Source organism: Xylanibacter sp., assembly GCF_057607445.1.
In genome coordinates, this window is the sequence record NZ_DBLZAX010000001.1 from 1 (window position 1) to 17,473 (window position 17,473).

General features: G+C 51.9%; 14 protein-coding genes. 11 read left to right on the top strand and 3 right to left on the bottom strand.

What is annotated here, in order from left to right; translation table 11 throughout:
• Positions 1-607 precede the first annotated feature (607 nt).
• On the top strand, positions 608-805 hold the full coding sequence (locus ACZMIG_RS00005) for a hypothetical protein (protein WP_418874614.1): 198 nt from the start codon (positions 608-610) through the stop codon (positions 803-805).
• 170 nt (positions 806-975) lie between these two features.
• On the opposite strand, the gene ACZMIG_RS00010 is transcribed toward ACZMIG_RS00005, so the two are convergent.
• The 3 genes from ACZMIG_RS00010 to ACZMIG_RS00020 all read right to left on the bottom strand — a co-directional run bounded on the left by ACZMIG_RS00010 (position 976) and on the right by ACZMIG_RS00020 (position 5,693).
• Positions 976-1,827, bottom strand: a complete 852-nt coding sequence (locus ACZMIG_RS00010; RefSeq protein ID WP_418874613.1) for an MBL fold metallo-hydrolase — start codon at positions 1,825-1,827, stop codon at positions 976-978.
• Between the two features lie 21 nt (positions 1,828-1,848).
• A complete protein-coding gene (locus ACZMIG_RS00015) occupies positions 1,849-3,063 on the bottom strand; it encodes an L-serine ammonia-lyase (RefSeq protein ID WP_021853597.1) in 1,215 nt (404 codons plus the stop codon).
• Between the two features lie 512 nt (positions 3,064-3,575).
• The gene (locus ACZMIG_RS00020) at positions 3,576-5,693 is read right to left on the bottom strand and encodes a TonB-dependent receptor (protein WP_487888802.1); all 2,118 of its coding nucleotides are present in this window, start codon (positions 5,691-5,693) and stop codon (positions 3,576-3,578) included.
• A gap of 1,012 nt (positions 5,694-6,705) precedes the next feature.
• Between ACZMIG_RS00020 and ACZMIG_RS00025 the strand changes: the two genes are divergently transcribed.
• The 10 genes from ACZMIG_RS00025 to priA all read left to right on the top strand — a co-directional run bounded on the left by ACZMIG_RS00025 (position 6,706) and on the right by priA (position 17,447).
• Positions 6,706-7,353, top strand: a complete 648-nt coding sequence (locus ACZMIG_RS00025; protein WP_418874611.1) for a hypothetical protein — start codon at positions 6,706-6,708, stop codon at positions 7,351-7,353.
• Between the two features lie 13 nt (positions 7,354-7,366).
• Positions 7,367-7,930, top strand: coding sequence for a cob(I)yrinic acid a,c-diamide adenosyltransferase (locus tag ACZMIG_RS00030; RefSeq protein ID WP_021853594.1), 564 nt, complete (start codon positions 7,367-7,369; stop codon positions 7,928-7,930).
• Between the two features lie 51 nt (positions 7,931-7,981).
• On the top strand, positions 7,982-8,203 hold the full coding sequence (locus ACZMIG_RS00035) for a DUF2795 domain-containing protein (protein ID WP_021853593.1): 222 nt from the start codon (positions 7,982-7,984) through the stop codon (positions 8,201-8,203).
• An 85-nt stretch (positions 8,204-8,288) separates the two neighbouring features.
• Positions 8,289-9,227, top strand: coding sequence for a PorP/SprF family type IX secretion system membrane protein (locus tag ACZMIG_RS00040; protein ID WP_125105622.1), 939 nt, complete (start codon positions 8,289-8,291; stop codon positions 9,225-9,227).
• Positions 9,228-9,230: 3 nt separating this feature from the next.
• Positions 9,231-10,673 (top strand): T9SS ring complex lipoprotein PorK/GldK, encoded by a 1,443-nt coding sequence (porK, locus tag ACZMIG_RS00045; protein WP_487888803.1) that lies wholly within the window; start codon positions 9,231-9,233, stop codon positions 10,671-10,673.
• A gap of 3 nt (positions 10,674-10,676) precedes the next feature.
• The gene (gene porL / locus ACZMIG_RS00050) at positions 10,677-11,600 is read left to right on the top strand and encodes a type IX secretion system motor protein PorL/GldL (RefSeq protein WP_487888804.1); all 924 of its coding nucleotides are present in this window, start codon (positions 10,677-10,679) and stop codon (positions 11,598-11,600) included.
• Between the two features lie 12 nt (positions 11,601-11,612).
• Positions 11,613-13,163 carry a type IX secretion system motor protein PorM/GldM gene (gene porM / locus ACZMIG_RS00055; protein ID WP_125105608.1) on the top strand — a complete coding sequence of 517 codons (1,551 nt, stop codon included), beginning with the start codon at positions 11,613-11,615 and terminating at the stop codon, positions 13,161-13,163.
• 124 nt (positions 13,164-13,287) lie between these two features.
• Complete coding sequence (gene porN, locus ACZMIG_RS00060; protein ID WP_053398704.1) at positions 13,288-14,313, top strand: type IX secretion system ring subunit PorN/GldN; 1,026 nt, start codon at positions 13,288-13,290, stop codon at positions 14,311-14,313.
• A gap of 68 nt (positions 14,314-14,381) precedes the next feature.
• Positions 14,382-15,005 (top strand): porin family protein, encoded by a 624-nt coding sequence (locus ACZMIG_RS00065; RefSeq protein ID WP_021853587.1) that lies wholly within the window; start codon positions 14,382-14,384, stop codon positions 15,003-15,005.
• 171 nt (positions 15,006-15,176) lie between these two features.
• Positions 15,177-17,447, top strand: a complete 2,271-nt coding sequence (priA, locus tag ACZMIG_RS00070) for a replication restart helicase PriA (RefSeq protein ID WP_487888805.1) — start codon at positions 15,177-15,179, stop codon at positions 17,445-17,447.
• The last annotated feature ends 26 nt before the right edge of the window (positions 17,448-17,473 follow it).

Genomic DNA, 17,473 nt, shown 5'->3' on the forward strand with positions numbered 1-17,473 from the left:
CGAACAGAGAAGTTAAGCCCGCCTGCGCCGATGGTACTGCAATGCAATGCGGGAGAGTAGGAGGCCGCCTTTTTTTTCAGAGTTGAGTCCCTGACGTCAGTCGTGATGTCAGGGACTCTTTTTTTTGTTTGGTTCCCTTGAGGATGTGACTTATGAGACTAGTAAGACTAATGTGACTTATGGGACGGATGGGAATGATATGATGATGGAAATCATTATTTTACCCCCAATCGCTTTCTATGTTCAAATCTAAATATTTTAACCGTCATTTTTATAATTATGCAGATATCCGATATTTAGAAATGGAAGGTTTTCTGTAGTGATATCCAATGCATGAGGTGCTGCACTTACAGGCCATGGAAATAGGATATGCGTGAGTGCAGGTGAAATGGTGAGTCCAATGAGGTTTTATTAATGTTTCTGCCTTAGGCGGCAGATGGCTTGGTGGAATGAAATAGAAATGAGAATTGTTCAAAGATAGTTAGTTCTTGCGCTGTTTGGCGCTTATACCGCATATATCTAGACAACATTTGATAATTCCTTATATGAGCAAATTAATTAGGCGGAAGGACGTTTGAGGTTGCCTTGGCTGTGCATAAAGGAATGTATGAGTGATAAAACAACTGAAGCCGGACGAACAACTCAATATAAAGATACAATTATCGAGGATGCTTATTGGCAGATTTTCATAAATGATTCCGCCCGCCTGACCTTATGCAGAAATGCTTTATTAGTCAGGCGGGCGGAAGCGTATTTCTTTTCTGTATTATATCTCTTGGCTTATGCGCCGAAGATTATATTTTGATATATTGCTTATTGTGGTTAGATTTATGCCTCTCCTTGGGCCTTAATCATATTTTGTTTACGGTGGATTTACTTTATTGTTTTCTCTCCGTTCTGTTATTCTGTCCAAATATTGCTGTTTAATATCCTCAATACGATAGTTTTGTTTCTTTCTGAGGCATTTTAAACGCATTACAACGGGATTATGCCTGGCAGGGGGATATGCATACCGGCAATATCTATTTTATGCTCTCTGGCGTAATTCAGGATGCGCTTGCGTGTCCTTATTGCCTTTTCTTTATCCATGTCGTATGACGCACAATATTCGGGATGGCTTAGCTGGAGTGCCATTCCGTGAATTATGTCGCCTGCAACCAATACTTCATTGTCTACATTGTAGATGGTATGGCCGGGAGTGTGACCGCTGCCATCAAGCGCAATGACGTTGCCTGGAAGAGTGTCTCCAAACTCGAAAAGGTGCAAATGCTTTTCGTATGCCTTCATCGTCTTCACGACCTGAGCCTTTGCTTCATCCGGCATTTTCATCCAACTTTCATATTCTTCACGCGAAGCATAGACTTCTGCATTGGTGAACACAGGCTTGTCGCCCTTCATCATGCCGCCGATATGATCGCCGTGAAAGTGTGTGAGATAGATGAACTTGATGTCTTCTGGCTTATTGCTCAGGGCCGTAAGCAACTGGCTGTCCGACTTTCCGAGTCCGGTGTCGAACAGTATTGTTGCTCCTTCTGTCTTGACCAATATGGCATTAACAGACGACTTGATGCCGTTGCGTATGCCAAGGCTGTCTATAAGGCTTTCAGGTATGTCGCCAAAAAGACTCAGCGGCATTGTGCGCTCTGCCTTGTTGTCCCTGATACAGGTAACCGTAACTTCGTTTACCTTGACGGTTTCAGATATATTTGCTTGGTCTGCCATTTTAGGTTGACTGATAACGACATTCTCTTCTACGTTGCCACCATTTGCCGCATGCGGCACAATGGCCGCCAGCAGCATGACACATAAAGCTAATGGCTTGTTCATCGCTCCGCAGTCTTTATGTTGTCACTTAACGATATTAAAGCCCTTAGCCAGTCCGCCTTCGCTTGTCTCCTTGTAAAGAGAAGGAATGTCGTGGCCGGTGTGCTTCATCACGTCTACTACTTTGTCGAACGAAACGCGGTGGATACCGTCTGAGAATGCTGCATACAGGTTAGAGTCGAGGGCTCTTGCTGCAGCGTAGGCATTGCGCTCGATGCACGGAATCTGCACAAGTCCGCACACAGGGTCGCACGTCATGCCGAGGTGATGCTCAAGACCCATCTCTGCTGCATACTCAATCTGCGACGGACTGCCGCCGAACAGCTGGCATGCAGCTCCTGATGCCATGGCGCAAGCAACGCCTACCTCGCCCTGGCAACCTACGTCGGCTCCTGAGATTGAGGCATTCTTCTTTACGATGTTGCCGATAAGTCCGGCTGTGGCAAGGGCATGAAGTATGCGGGTGTCATTGAAGTTGTGGCCTCTCGAAAGATGATACAACACGGCAGGGAGCACACCGCTGGCGCCGCAGGTGGGAGCTGTTACGATGGTGCCGCCCGAAGCGTTCTCCTCGCTTACTGCCAGCGCGTAGGCATAGACCAGACCTCTCGACTGCAGCGACTGCTTGTAGCCTGAAGCCTTGACATAATAAGTGGGAGCCTTGCGGGTGAGATTGAGCGGACCTGGCAAACGTCCTTCGTGGTTAAGACCACGCTCTACTGCCTGCTGCATCATATGCCATACCTCGAGAAGATAGTCCCAGAAGCCTGAATCCTCACATTGGTCGACATATTCCCAATAGTTGCGTCCCGTCTCGTAACACCAGTTCATGATGTCGCTCATGGTGTTCATGTCGTACACCTCGGGCGTATTGAACATGTCGTCGCGGCCCTTGCCTTCAGACAGGGCGCCTCCGCCGATGCTGTAGACGGTCCACTCGTCTGCCACTTTATCTTCATCGGCATAAGCAACAAATTTCATTCCGTTGGGATGATAGGGCAGAAACACCGACGGCTGCCAGTCGATTTCTACCGGAGCCGCTGCCGACAACACTTCTATGATGGCCGTGTCTGTCATGTGGCCTTTGCCTGTGGCTGCCAGACTGCCGTATAGAGTAACCTTAAACTGCTTGGCTGAAGGGTTCTTCTCCAAAAAAATCTTAGCTGCTTTCTGCGGCCCCATTGTATGACTGCTCGACGGGCCTTTACCTATCCTGTATAATTCCCTTAATGATTTCATATCTTTGTTTTCTTAATGTCTTTGCAAATATAATAAGAAAACACGTTAACGGCAAAGCCCTGCGGCGTTTTTATGCAACGGTCTTGACATGAATCATGACAGAGGTTAGGGCCAACCGCTATTCATGCGGTACGAAAATGTGCCCCTGCACGGCGCTTTATGCAGGTGAAAACCCGAAAACGCTGACATGCAGGGGCGCTGTATCTAATCCCAAATCTGTCATTCGGCCGCACATGGCTTTATCTGTTTTGTGCATCCATGCTTTCAGTCAGCCTTTCTGTTTCTATTGAGCGGATTTTCGTCAGATTCTTCTTGACTTGGCACTTTGTGCCTGCAAAATGACTGACGAAAATCCGCTCGATAGAAGGCAAAAATACGGACGGAATACTAATAACGCTTCGTGCTAAACTATTTGTCCCGCATCTGTGCCGCCTTAGCTTGCCATGAACGGCATAAGCGGAATGTCGTGGCTGCGAGGGAGGCTAAAGACTGTAAGGACACCTTGCCGGACATTATCTGATACCGTTGTCGTTGTCGCTGTTGCTCAGCCTGCGCTGGTCGGCCTTATACTTGCGTCCGTGACTGAAGTTGTACGACAGAGTGAAATAGATCATGTTGCCGTTGTCCTTTATCTGCGTAACTCCCGTGTTCTTATAATAGCGGCTTGTGGTGCTGCTCTCGTATATGTTGCCCTGCGCATAGCCTACGAGGATGCCGCCGACGCCCACCTGAAGGTTCTTGTATTTGTAGCTTACGTTAAGGTTGAAGTTGCGCTCGCCTCCCGTCATGCTCTCGCCGAAGAAACTTTTCGGAGCGTTGTATATGTCGGCCGACGCGCTCCAGTTGCCCAGCATCAGATAAGCCGAAGCCCTCCAGCGCCATGCGTTGAAGTTGTGCGAGTAGCTAAGTCCGCGGCTTTCGTATCTGTTATAGCTGCCATACAGCGCTATGTTGAGCACGTTCTTTATCGGGCGCAGTATCAGGTTGGCCGCAACGGTTTTCTGTGTGAAGCTCTCCTGGTTTTCAGGTCTTGCTGTTATGACGTATGTTCCGTCTTCCTGCATCACCGGGCTGTAGGTGTTCATAATGATGTCGGGCGCATAATACCAGCTGCCGGTAAGGCGGAAGTCGAAGAAGGGCATCGACCAGCTTACCATAAGACTGTTGTTGTAAGAGTTGTATGGCGTCAGATTTCTGTTGCCGTCGTAGGCCACAGCCTCGTTCATATACTGCTTGACCTCCGTGAGCTGCGACAGCGACGGCATGTTCTGTCCCATGCTTCCGCTGTATCTGATGAATACATTCTTTATCGCACTTGTCGAGAGGCTAAGCTGCGGCCTTGCCGTCCATTTGTTGAATCCTGTCTCGCCCTGATGTATCGAGGTGTAGCTGGCACCTATGCCTGCCTGATAGTTTATCACGCTGAGGTTGCCCTGTAGCTGCGCAAACATATACAGGTTGTCAGAGTTGAGGTGTGCGTCGGTCTCATTGGTGCCCGAGTAATCGTTTTCGGTCCTGCTCACAGAGTATCTCGCCCCAGCCGTGAAGGCTGTCTTCTTCATGGTCTTGGTATACATAGCCTCGCCTATCAGCGAGTATTTGCGTCCGTCGGCAATATAGCTGTAGTCGCTCAGCGGCTCTGACTTGACTGACTGCTCAGGCGACTCGTCGAAGAGATAGTTGCTCATCAGGTATTTGTAGTCGGTGCTGATGTACGTGCCCACAAGGTTGGCCATGATGTTCTGGTTGTGCGGCAAGTTGACTGAGTAGTAGATGTCGAGCGACGGCGTGCGGTCTTTGTTCACCACCTTGTTGTAGAGATACCTGTCGGGCTGCCCCGTCTCCTGCACCAGCTGGCGCATGTCTCTGTTGGGACTGTTGTAGTTGTTGTAGAATAAGCGCACGTCGAGCACATACTTGCCGGGGTCGGCCAGGCTGTAGCCCAGCTGCAGATTGTTCATCGTGTACATGAAATCAGAGTTGTAGCCTATATAGTTTACGCTCTTCTGCGTTCCGTCGGGCAGATAGTAAGTGCTGTTGTTGCTGATGCTGCGCTCGTCGTAGCCGCGGTAGCTGAATCCGTAGTTAATACTGAACTCCGACTTCTTGTAGTTATATTTAAAGTAAGCGCTGCTGTTGTTGAATCCCGTGGCAAAGGCCTGCATCGTGCTTGCCCCGCCCACGTAGCCCGCGCTGCGCCGCTTCACCACATAGTTGATCACGGCCTTCAGTCCGCTGTCAGAGTATCTTATTCCTGGGTTGTCGATATATTCTACGCGCACCACCTCGTCGGGCCTGAGCGCCATGATGTCCTGCGTGCTGGCCACGATGTCGTTGATGCGCACCTGCACCGAGCCGCCCTCCATGCTCGACACGGTCTGCATCACGGGGTCTACCCTTATGCCGTCGAGCGTCATGAGGTTGAGCAGTTCAAATCCGTTCGACGACGCCTTCACCATCTCCTTTGTAGGTATTATCAGCTGCCGGTCAACCTTCTTTATCACTCTCATGCCCTTCACCGTTATTTCGCCCAGTGTCAGCGTGGTGTCCACCTCGAGCGAGTCGGTCTGGGCCGCGGCTGTTCCGGCCGTGCATGCCATAAGGGACAGTATTAATATTATGTTTCTCATGTTATTACGATTTTGTGGGGTTGCTTGATGTTTTGTCTGCTACGGTAAACATGTGTTGCCGCTGCCGCTTTAGTGCGGCGTCAGCTTTTGGCTGCAAGCTGAGTTTGTGTTGCCTTGCTTCAGTCAGAGCCTTTCGCTGTTGCCATGTGTCAGCCGCCTTCATGTGGGCGTATGCCAGTGTTGCCGTCGTTCATAGTCTGCCGTTTTTTAGTTAAACCTAAATAAAATATGTCTGTATCTTTATGCCGGTAAAATACTTACATACGGCAAATATATGCAATTATTCTGAATTTGGCAAGTATTATTATTATTATTATTATTATTATTATCTGCAAAATGTCGTATTTTCAATGCAATAGGTGTCATACAGATACTTAATATCTTTAGCCTGTGTAAAAATGAAATGCTGTACGGATGCAAACAGAAAGGCCGTCACCATGCCCGGAGAGGCGCTTTTACCGGCTATGAAAACATCGTAAGCGATGCAACCGGCACGCCCTGACGGCCGTTTGGGATGACGGGAAATGCTGCCGCTGTAACGCCTTGATATTCAATGCGTTGCAAAAGGCCACCTTTTAGCGTGCAAAAGACGGTCTTTTAGAGGCTGAAAGCATACCTTTTAGGAGCTGAAAGGTGCCCTTTTGGCTGGGCCGTGCACGGACTGATGGGCGACAGGGGCAGCCTGCGCCATGTCAGTGGCGTTACGTCGCGCAGCCGGCGGCCTTGCAGATGCTTTCAGTGACTTATGGTGAGGTCAGACGGCTGCAAAGTGATGTATTATCACAGAATGTCGCATTTTTTTGAATAAAAATGCTTTTTTCGAATAAAAATATATATATTTGCATATTACAACACGGCAACGGCGCAATATGAAAAACAACTTTGCTGTTGGGTGGCTTATGCTTTGTCAGTGTATGGCACCGGTGTCTCCGGGCATTATTGCCGGCGGCAGGTTAGCGCCAATGCATGCTGTATATTATATAATGTGTCCGACTTTGGCAAAGGCGATAACATGATGACTACAGATAAGACGACATACAGTGCGGCAAGTTCATGCGGCAAGCTGCGGCGCATGCTTGTGTGGCTGAGCCGCATGCGCCATAGCCGCGGCTTTGGCGTGCAGTCGCCGTGGGCCTACCGCATGGTGCGCTATGTCATCAACGAGCATTATCCCTATTACGCCTACGACGACCTGGCGCTGAGCTATCCCGGCCTGGGCGTGGTGGAGCGCAAGATGTGCGAGTTGTGCCTCAGGCTTGCCAACAGCGTGCAGCCCTCGCTCGTTGTCAACTTCGACGATGCCGGCGGCGCTTACGGCGCATATTTCGGTGCCGGATGCCGCAAGGCGCGCATCGAGAGCGTCAGTTCGGCCTTGTCGCCCGTGCGCCTTTCCGACATGATTGGCGGCTGCGGCGGCCGCTTCGTGGCAAGGCTCGTTCCCTGCAGCGGACTTGCCGACCAGCTGGCCTCCATATGCAGTGCGGCCCGTGCCGGTTCGGCGGTGATGGTTCACGGCATACATTCCGACAGCAATGCGCGCGGCGTATGGCGGCGCATAGTGAGCGATGAGCCCGGCGTGGTTACGTTCGACCTGTATTACTGCGGACTTGTGTTTTTCGACGAGAAACGTTATAAACAAAATTACATAATTAACTTTTAAATCCATTATGGCTATGAAGATGACGAAGGTATATACAAAGACCGGCGATAAAGGCACCACAAGCTTGGTGGGAGGTGTCAGAGTAGAGAAAACAAACGCACGCATTGAGGCCTACGGCACAGTCGACGAGCTCAGCGCCCATCTCGGCATGCTGGCTTCTTTCTTGAAGGATGGCGAGGACAAGGAATTTATCTACAGAATACAGCGCAACCTCTTTACCGTATGCTCGTATCTGGCCACCGACAAGACACAGACAGCCCTTGCGCCGTCGTACACGCTTAATCCGGAAGAAGTTACAGCCGTCGAGGAGGAGATTGACATCATCACGGCCAACATACCTCCGCAGACAACGTTCATCCTGCCCGGAGGATCACACGGAGCAGCCCTTGCCCACGTGTGCCGCACGGTGTGCCGCAGGGCAGAGCGCCGCATATTCAAGCTCAACGAGATGACCGAGCTCGACCCTGAGGTGCTGCAGTATGTGAACCGTTTGTCGGATTATCTTTTCGTATTGGCGAGAAAATTAAACTTTATTTACGGAGTGAGAGAAAAAATCTGGAAGAAACCTTGCAAATAAGAAAAAATATAGTACTTTTGTGGGTGATTAAAAACGTAAATTTTAAAGGTTATGTATTGGACACTTGAATTAGCTTCAAAACTCGAAGATGCACCGTGGCCCGCAACAAAAGACGAGTTAATCGACTATGCAGTCCGCTCGGGTGCTCCTCTGGAAGTGCTGGAAAATCTGCAGGAAATAGAAGACGAGGGCGATGTTTACGAGAGCATCGAGGATATATGGCCAGACTATCCTACCAAGGAGGATTTCTTGTTTAATGAAGACGAATATTGATTTAATTTGATAAAAAAGGGCAGCTCAGAGAAAAAGAGCCGCCCTTTTGCATACAATAAAATTGCATGACTTGCGTTATATTGTCGTGCGAATACGTCTTTTAACCATATTAACAGTGATGATGCTGGCCTCGGCAAGGGTCAGCGCGCAGTATGACGCGTCTTTCAGTCACTACTGGGACCTTGAGCCTTACTATAACCCGGGCTCGGTGGGCAAGGCCTCAAAGCTAAACATTGCGGCGGTGTATGCCCTCAGCTTTGCAGGATTCGAGAACAATCCGCGCTCAATGTACGTGGGCGCCGACATGCCGCTGTATTTCCTTAAGAACTATCACGGCGTGGGCCTCTCGCTCTTCAACGACCAGATAGGTCTGTTCACACACCAGCGCCTGGCGCTGCAGTATGCCTACAAGCACAAGCTCTTCGGCGGAATGATAAGTGCGGGCGTACAGCTGGGGCTGCTCAGCGAGGGCTTCGACGGCTCGAAGCTCGACATTGAAGACTCGAGCGACCCGGCCTTCACCACATCAGACGTCAACGGAAGCGCCTTCGACGTGGGCTTCGGACTTTATTACACGCACGGCCCCTGGTATGTGGGCGTGTCGGCCCAGCACCTCACCGCTCCGCTGGTTGAACTGGGCGAAACAAACGAATTGCAGATAGATCCTACATTTTATTTGACCGGCGGATACAATATTAAACTAAGAAATCCGTTTCTTACAATACATCCGTCTGTGCTGCTGCGCACCGACGGGGTGGCCTGGAGAGGCGACGTGTCGGGCCGGCTGGTCTATACAAACGACAAGAAAATGCTCTACGGTGGCGTGTCTTACAGCCCCACAAACTCGGTTACGGTGCTGGTGGGCGGCAGCTTCCACGGCATCAACATAGGCTACAGCTATGAGGTGTACACCTCGGCCATCAACATGGGCAACGGCAGCCACGAGCTTTTCATCGGATATCAGACTACACTCAACCTTTATAAAAAAGGAAAGAATAAACATAAAAGCGTGAGAATATTATAAGATATGAAAAAGATAAATACAATAATTGCCCTTGGCGTGATAGTGCTCACCACGCTCTCTGCATGCTTCGGCGGACGCTCCGCATCGGTAGGACGCGGAGGCGAGGTGGTAGGAGTAGGCGGGCGTGCCTTCACCGAGCCTACGCCTTACGGAATGACACTTATAAAGCGAGGCTTCCTCAAGATGGGTATGGATAAAGAAGACAGCCTGTGGGGAAAGCAGACTCCGGTAAAGGAAATATCGGTTGACGGTTTCTGGATGGACGAAACCGAGGTTACAAACTCTGAGTACAAGCAGTTTGTGTTCTGGGTGCGCGACTCTATCCTCCGCACTCGTCTTGCCGACCCGTCTTATGGCGGCGACGAGAGCTACATGATAACCGAAGACAAGAACGGCGACCCCGTAACCCCGCACCTCAACTGGAAGAAACCGTTGCCGCGAAAACCCAACGAGGACGAGCTGAGAGCCATCGAGAGTCTCTACGTTACAAATCCCGTTACAGGAGAGAAGATGCTCGACGCCAGTCAGATGAACTACCGTTATGAGGTCTACGACTATACAGCCGCTGCGCTGCGCCGCAACAGGCTTAACCCTGCTGAACGCAACCTCAACACCGACATACCGGTTAATCCCGACGAAGTGGTGATGATTTCAAAGGACACTGCTTACATCGACGACGAAGGACGCATCGTAAGACAGACCATCGACCGTCCTCTCAGCGGCCCGTGGGACTTCCTCAACACATACATCGTCAACGTATATCCTGACACAACATGCTGGGTAAACGACTTTGTCAACTCTGACAACGAGACCTATATGCGCCTTTATTTCAGCAGTCCTACATATAACGACTATCCCGTTGTGGGCGTAACATGGGAGCAGGCCAACGCGTTCTGCGCATGGCGCACCGACTATCTGCTCAAGGGTCTTGGCGGCGAGGCACGCTATATACAGCGCTATCGCCTGCCCACAGAGGCCGAGTGGGAGTATGCCGCACGCGGTAAGGAAGGCACAGAGTTCCCCTGGGAGACTGTCGACGTTAAGAACGACAAGGGCTGTTTCTTTGCCAACTTCAAGCCCGACCGCGGCAACTACACCGAAGACGGCAACCTCATAACCAGCCGTGTGGGCATCTTCTCGTCTAATTCAAACGGACTGTTCGACATGGCGGGCAACGTGGCGGAGTGGACCAGCACCACATATACCGAGGCTGGTATCGACGCTATGAACGACCTTAACCCCGAGCTGCGCTACAACGCTGCCAAGGAAGACCCCTACAAGCTCAAGAAGAAGAGCGTGCGCGGAGGTTCATGGAAAGACCCCGAGTCGTACATACGTTCGGCATGGCGTACATGGGAGTATCAGAATCAGCCCCGTTGCTACATCGGTTTCCGCTGTGTCAGAAGTCTGGCAAGCACAACAAGTTCAAAACAGAAAAAGAAGTAAGACATGACAGAATACAGCAAATATAATATCATCTACCGCCTGCAGAGGTGGCTCGACAGCGTACCGGGACAAACGTTCCTGAACTACGCTTACAGTTGGGGTGCGTCTATCGTTATCCTTGGTACATTGTTCAAGCTCACTCACCTTCCTGGAGCCAACATCATGTTGTACTTCGGTATGGGCACTGAGGTTATAGTGTTCTTCATTTCGGCCTTCGACCGTCCTTTCGACAAGACTGCCATAGGCAAGGAAATACCCACTCATATTGCTGAGGAAGGGTATGGCGACGAAGAACTTGACATGGCTGATGCCGACGGGTTTGGCTCTCAGGCGGCTGCTCCGCGTGTTGCCGGTGGTGGAGTTCAAGGCGGAAATGTGGTTTATATCAATGGTGGCGGTGCTCAGCCGCAGCCCGCTTCGGCAGCTGTTGCTTCTTCTGACGACAGCGTTCAGCCGTCAGCCGGAGGCCAGTCGTCTGCCGGTGGCGAGTTTGTTGCAGGCCAGCCATATGCCGCTGCAGCAGGAACTGCTCCGCAGGGAATGCCCGCTCAGCAGCCTTCTACAGGCTGGATAACAGCCCAGCAGCAGGTATCGCCTGAGATGGAAGAAGCTACAAGCAACTATGTTGAAGAACTCAAGAAACTTACAGACATGCTGGCCAAGGTGTCGGAGCAGAGCGCACGTCTTACACGCGACTCAGAGGAGATGGAAAATCTCAACCGCACTCTCACCGGTATATGCAAGGTTTACGAGATGCAGCTTAAGGGCGCAAGCTCTCAGATCGGCACTATCGACCAGATAAACGAGCAGTCGCGCAAGATGGCTTCACAGATAGAACAGCTTAACAAGATTTATGCCCGCATGATAGAGGCCATGACCGTGAACATGCGCGCAGCAACAAACAACGGAAACAACGCAGAAGTATAAAAACGCAAGGCAATGGCAATAAAGAAAAGACCGGTATCTCCACGCCAGAAGATGATAAACCTCATGTATGTCGTCCTCATGGCCATGCTTGCGCTTAACGTCTCGACCGAAGTGCTCGAGGGCTTCTCTATTGTGGAGGAGAGCCTTCACCGCACCACCTCAAACGCTTCGTCAGAGAACGAATCGCTTTATGGCGATTTCGAGACTCAGATGAAATCAAACCCTCAGAAAGTGAAGGCATGGTTTGAGAAGGCCACTGCCGTCAAGCAGATGAGCGACTCGCTGTTCAACTTTGCACAGCAGCTGAAGGAGGCTATTGTGAAAGAGGCTGACGGAGAAAAAGGCGACGTGCTTAATATAAAGAACAAAGAAAACCTCGAAGCTGCCAATCAGATAATGCTTTCGCCTGCTTCGGGCAAGGGCGAACAGCTCTTCAACGCCATCAACTCATTCCGTGAGCGCATCCTGAAGATGGTTACCGACGAGCGTCAGAAAGCAATCATAGCCAGCAATCTTACCACGACATTGCCCAAGAACGCGCGGACAATGGGTAAAAACTGGCAGGAATACATGTTCGAGGATATGCCTGTGGCAGCGGCTGTTACGCTTCTGACCAAGCTGCAGAGCGATGTCCGCTATGCAGAAGGCGAGGTGTTGCACACTCTTGTGGCCAATATCGACATGAAAGACATACGCGTCAACAAGCTAAGTGCTTTCGTGATACCCAATGCACAGACGATAGTGCGCGGCGACAAGTTCTCGGCTCAGATCGTTATGGCAGCGGTAGACACAACGCAGCAGCCACAGATATACATCGGCGGAAGGCAGATGAACCTGCGCAACAATACCTATGAGATTGTAACCGGACGCACCGGCGACTTTAATCTCACTGGTTATATCACAATGCGCAACGGCAGCGGCGATGTGATTCGCCGTGATTTCTCACAGAAGTACACCGTGGTTGACCCCAGCGCAACGGTTTCTGCCGACCTCATGAATGTGCTTTATGCAGGCTACAGCAATCCTATCAGCATAAGCATCCCGGGCGTTCCGCTCAACAAAGTATCGGCATCGATGAGCGGCGGTACGCTTCAGCCAGTGGGTCCGGGCAAGTATATAGCCCGTCCGACAGCCGTAGGAAAGGATGTAACGATAAATGTAATGTCGCTGCAGACAGGCAGCGCTAAGCCTGTAGGCCAGTTTACGTTCCATGTGCGCAAGCTTCCTGATCCTACACCATACATCGCCATCGGCGACAACCGTTTCCGTACGGGCGGCTTGGCCAAGGCTTCGCTCATGTCGGTAGGAGGCATCAAGGCCGCCATTGACGACGGACTGCTCGACATTCCGTTCAAGGTGCTGAGCTTTGAGACCGTGTTCTACGACAACATGGGTAACGCTGTGCCAATGGTTTCTAATGGCGATTCGTTCACGCAACGCCAGCGGGAGACCTTCCGCGGACTGTCGCGCAACAAGCGGTTCTATATCACCCGCATCACAGCCGTAGGTCCCGACGGAATTAAGCGCACGCTGCCGTCGACAATGGAAGTTATTGTGAAATAGTTCTCTTGCCCGAGGCCGGACAGCAGACCCGGGCTGAGATAAAAATAAAAACATAAGTATGACAAGATTCATGTTCTTTAAGAAGATAGCAAATGGCCACAAGACGGTGGCTGGCGGACCCACCTTGCGTGTGTGCGCAGTGCTGCTTTTGCTGGCAGCATGCATGGCAGAGGCGTCTGCACAGCCGGCGGCGCGCCGCAGACAACAGCAGCAGAAAAACGAGTCGAACGCACAGACGCTTACCACCCGTGCTCGCATCTCTTATCCGACGGCTGCCCGCATGTCTGAGGATGTGGTGTGGCGCCGTGACATTTACCGTGAGATCAATCTCGAGGAGGACGCCAATGCCGGCCTTTATTATCCGGTAGAGCCTGTAGGTTCGCAGATGAACCTGTTCACATACATCTTCAAGCTGATGATGCGTGGCGACATAAAGGCGTATGAGTACCGTCTGGACGGCAACGAGGTGTTCACCGACTCTGCCCGTGTAAAGCCCCTGGCCTTTCTCGACAACTATCACATATATTACGAACGCAACGGAGGCCGCGTGCGTCTGGACAACAGCGACATTCCGTCGCGCGAGGTTAAGTCTTTCTATGTAAAGGAGAGCGCATATTACGACCAGGCTTCTGCCACCTTCCATACAAAGGTCTTGGCGCTGTGTCCTATCATGTCGCGTGAGGACGACTTCGGCGACGGAGCGCAGAAGTATCCGCTTTTCTGGGTGAAATACGACGACCTGGCTCCTTATCTGAGCAAGCAGATAATAATGACGAGCAATCTCAACAATGCCGCCACGATGAGCATGGACGACTATTTTACGCGCAACATGTATAAGGGCAAGATATACAAGACCACGAACATGCTTGGCAAGACGCTCAGCCAGTATTGCCACACTGACTCTGCCATGATCAAGGAGCAGAAGCGCATTGAGGGCGAGCTTGCCGCCTTTGAGAAAAACATCTGGGGCGACCAGGCACGCAAGGACTCGCTCGACAGCATTGCCAAGGCCGAAGTGAAGGTGAAGGGCAAGAAGGTGAAGAAGAACCGCCGCTCGTCTACAACGGTGAAGAAGAGCCGTTCGTCGAGCAAGAGCTCTTCAGGCTCATCATCGGCAGCACGCGTTACGGTGCGCAGACAGAGACACTGATATAATACAAGATAACGACTGCCCCACGACGGGGCAGCCAAATTTATAAACACTTAAAATGAAAGCTTATGAAAAAGTTATTTACACTGATTGTTCTTGTAGCGGCAACCTATTTCGCCGTGCCGGCAAACGCACAGCTGAAGTTTGGTATCAAGGGTGGTCTTAACATCACAGACATGTCGCTCAGTAATGATGTATTCGAGACATCAAACCGCACCGGATTCTTCATCGGTCCGACTATCAAGTTCACACTCCCCATCGTAGGCCTTGGCATCGATGCTTCTGCGCTCTACGACCAGCGTGAAGGCGAGGTCAATGTTGAGGCAGACGACAACACTCTGGTGTCAACAAGACTGAAGCAGAAGTCAATCAATATTCCTATCAACCTCCGTTACGACATCGGCTTGGGAAGCCTTGCAGCCGTTTATCTCGCAGCCGGACCTCAGTTTGGATTCAACGTCGGCGACAAGAACCAGAGCTTGTATAAGGATGTGGCAGAATGGAGACTCAACACCTCTAACTTCAGTGTCAACGTGGGTGCCGGCGTAATGCTGTTAGGCCATCTGCAGGTTGGTGCCAACTATAACATCGTTTGCGGCAAGACAGGCGAGATAACCGTTCTCGACGGTGCCGAGAGCGTGTTGCGCGGCCGTTCAAACACATGGCAGATTTCTGCTGCCTACTATTTCTGATCCGGGCAAATTCTTTAAAAGCATAGAATAATTCCGTTGGAGACATTTCTGCGTAGGCATGAAATGTCTCCTTTTTTTGTTCCTTTTTATTCCGCCATTTATGGTTTTTGTGCAAACAAGCACTTTCATCTTTTGTGCATTTGGGCATAATTCTGTATTTTTGCACAACAGATGACTTACGCAGATATCATACTTCCGCTGCCGCTCGACAGCCTGTTCACCTACTCCGTGCCCGACAGTCTTGCCGGACGCGTGGGGCAGGGCATAAGGGTGCTCGTGCCGTTTGGCAAGAGCAAGACATACGTGGGGCTGGTGGTGAGGACACACAACAACAAGCCCGACTTCAATGTTAAGGACATATCTACCGTGATGGACGACGCTCCCGTGGTCAATGCCGTGCAGCTTGAGCTGTGGCGATGGATGGCCGACTACTATCTGTCGTCTGTTGGCGACGTGATGAACGCTGCCCTGCCGTCGGGACTCAAGAGCGAGGACGGATACACGGCAAAGACCGAGACCTATGTGTCGCTTGCGCCCGAATATCACAGCGAGCGCGCCATACGTGTGGCTCTCGACATGCTGAAGCGTGCTTCGGCCCAGCTTAAGGTGTTTGAGACATTCCTCACGCTCTCTCACTGGGACACCATAAGCGGCGACACATGTGCCGAACCCGTGGCCGAGGTGAGCCGCGACGAGCTTATGAACGAGACACACAGCACTTCGGCAGTGTTCAGAAATCTTGTCGTAAGAAAATTCCTGAACACCTACGAGCGCGAGATAGGCCGGCTGAACAATGCCGGAGAGCCGCATCCCGAGCTGATAAAGCCGCTCAACGAGGCTCAGCAGACGGCCTACAACAATATAGTCTTTAGCTTTCTGAAAAAAAACGTGGTGCTGCTCCACGGCGTAACGTCGAGCGGCAAGACCGAAATCTACATACATCTCATCCGCCAGGCCATCGAGCGCCGGCAGCAGGTGCTCTATCTGCTGCCTGAGATAGCGCTCACCGTGCAGATACGCCAGCGCCTTCAGCGCGTGTTCGGCAACCGCCTCGGCATATACCATTCAAAGTATTCCGACGCCGAGCGCGTGGAGATATGGAAGAAGCAGCTGTCTGCCGCGCCCTACGACGTTATACTCGGTGCGCGCTCGGCCGTTCTCCTGCCGTTCACCAATCTCGGCCTTGTCATCATCGACGAGGAGCACGAGACATCGTTCAAGCAGCAAGACCCCGCCCCGCGCTATCATGCCCGCAGCGTGACCATAATGCTTGCGCGCAAGTTTGGCGCAAAGGTGCTGCTCGGCTCTGCCACGCCTTCGCTCGAGAGCTGGAACAACGCCCATACGGGCAAGTTTGGCCTGGTGAGCCTTATGCAGCGTTATAACGACATACGCCTGCCCGAGATTGAGGTGGTGGACATTAAAGACCTGCAGCGCCGCAAGATGATGAGCGGTCCGTTCTCGCCCCGCCTTATGGCAGCCGTGCGCAAGGCCTTGGACAACGGCGAACAGGCCATACTGTTTCAGAACCGCCGCGGCTTCGCGCCGATGATAGAGTGCCGCGAGTGCGGATGGGTGCCACACTGCGACAAGTGCGACGTGTCGCTCACATACCATAAGAGCCTCGGACAGCTTACGTGCCACTATTGCGGCACGACATACACCGTGCCCGAGGTGTGCCCCTGCTGCGGAAGCCGCAACCTGCGTGGGCGCGGATATGGCACGGAGAAGGTGGAAGACTACGTGATGGAGCTGTTTCCCGACGCCCGCGTGGCACGCATGGACCTCGACACCACCCGCACGCGCAACGCCTATGAGAGGCTGATAAGCGACTTCTCGGCGCATAAGACCGACATTCTGATAGGTACGCAGATGGTGAGCAAGGGCCTCGACTTCGACAAGGTGAGCGTGGTAGGCATATTGAATGCCGACAGCATGCTCAACTATCCCGACTTCCGTGCCTACGAGCATGCCTTCATGATGATGGCGCAGGTGGCCGGACGCGCCGGGCGCAAGGGCAAGCAGGGCCTCGTGATACTGCAGACCAAGAGCCCGCAGCTGCCTGTCATAACGCAGGTGGTGCGCAACGACTGCGAAGGACTGTTTGCCGACCAACTCGAGGAGCGCCAGGCGTTCTGCTATCCGCCGTTCTGCCATCTGATATATGTCTTTCTGAAGCATCGCGACGACGCCGTGGTGGCCTCTGCATCCATGCGTCTCGGCGACATACTGCGAGGCTGGTTCGGCAGCCGTGTGCTCGGTCCCGACAAGCCTTCGGTGTCGAAGGTTAAGACGCTCAACATACGCAAGATTATGCTGAAGCTCGAAAACGGCATCGACCTTGCCAAGGTGCGCCTCTATCTGCGCAAGGCACAGGCCATGATGGGGCAGGACGCCAAGTATCGTTCTGTTCAGATTTACTTCGATGTCGACCCCCTTTAATCCCAATCAGGACATCAGACCGCACA

What these genes read in the sequence shown, in the direction of transcription:
- ACZMIG_RS00005 (WP_418874614.1), top strand. Translation starts at nt 608, where the DNA reads ATGAGTGATAAAACAACTGAAGCCGGACGAACAACTCAATATAAAGAT.
- ACZMIG_RS00010 (WP_418874613.1), bottom strand. Translation starts at nt 1,827, where the DNA reads ATGAACAAGCCATTAGCTTTATGTGTCATGCTGCTGGCGGCCATTGTG.
- ACZMIG_RS00015 (WP_021853597.1), bottom strand. Translation starts at nt 3,063, where the DNA reads ATGAAATCATTAAGGGAATTATACAGGATAGGTAAAGGCCCGTCGAGC.
- ACZMIG_RS00020 (WP_487888802.1), bottom strand. Translation starts at nt 5,693, where the DNA reads ATGAGAAACATAATATTAATACTGTCCCTTATGGCATGCACGGCCGGA.
- ACZMIG_RS00025 (WP_418874611.1), top strand. Translation starts at nt 6,706, where the DNA reads ATGATGACTACAGATAAGACGACATACAGTGCGGCAAGTTCATGCGGC.
- ACZMIG_RS00030 (WP_021853594.1), top strand. Translation starts at nt 7,367, where the DNA reads ATGAAGATGACGAAGGTATATACAAAGACCGGCGATAAAGGCACCACA.
- ACZMIG_RS00035 (WP_021853593.1), top strand. Translation starts at nt 7,982, where the DNA reads ATGTATTGGACACTTGAATTAGCTTCAAAACTCGAAGATGCACCGTGG.
- porK (WP_487888803.1), top strand. Translation starts at nt 9,231, where the DNA reads ATGAAAAAGATAAATACAATAATTGCCCTTGGCGTGATAGTGCTCACC.
- porL (WP_487888804.1), top strand. Translation starts at nt 10,677, where the DNA reads ATGACAGAATACAGCAAATATAATATCATCTACCGCCTGCAGAGGTGG.
- porM (WP_125105608.1), top strand. Translation starts at nt 11,613, where the DNA reads ATGGCAATAAAGAAAAGACCGGTATCTCCACGCCAGAAGATGATAAAC.
- ACZMIG_RS00065 (WP_021853587.1), top strand. Translation starts at nt 14,382, where the DNA reads ATGAAAAAGTTATTTACACTGATTGTTCTTGTAGCGGCAACCTATTTC.
- priA (WP_487888805.1), top strand. Translation starts at nt 15,177, where the DNA reads ATGACTTACGCAGATATCATACTTCCGCTGCCGCTCGACAGCCTGTTC.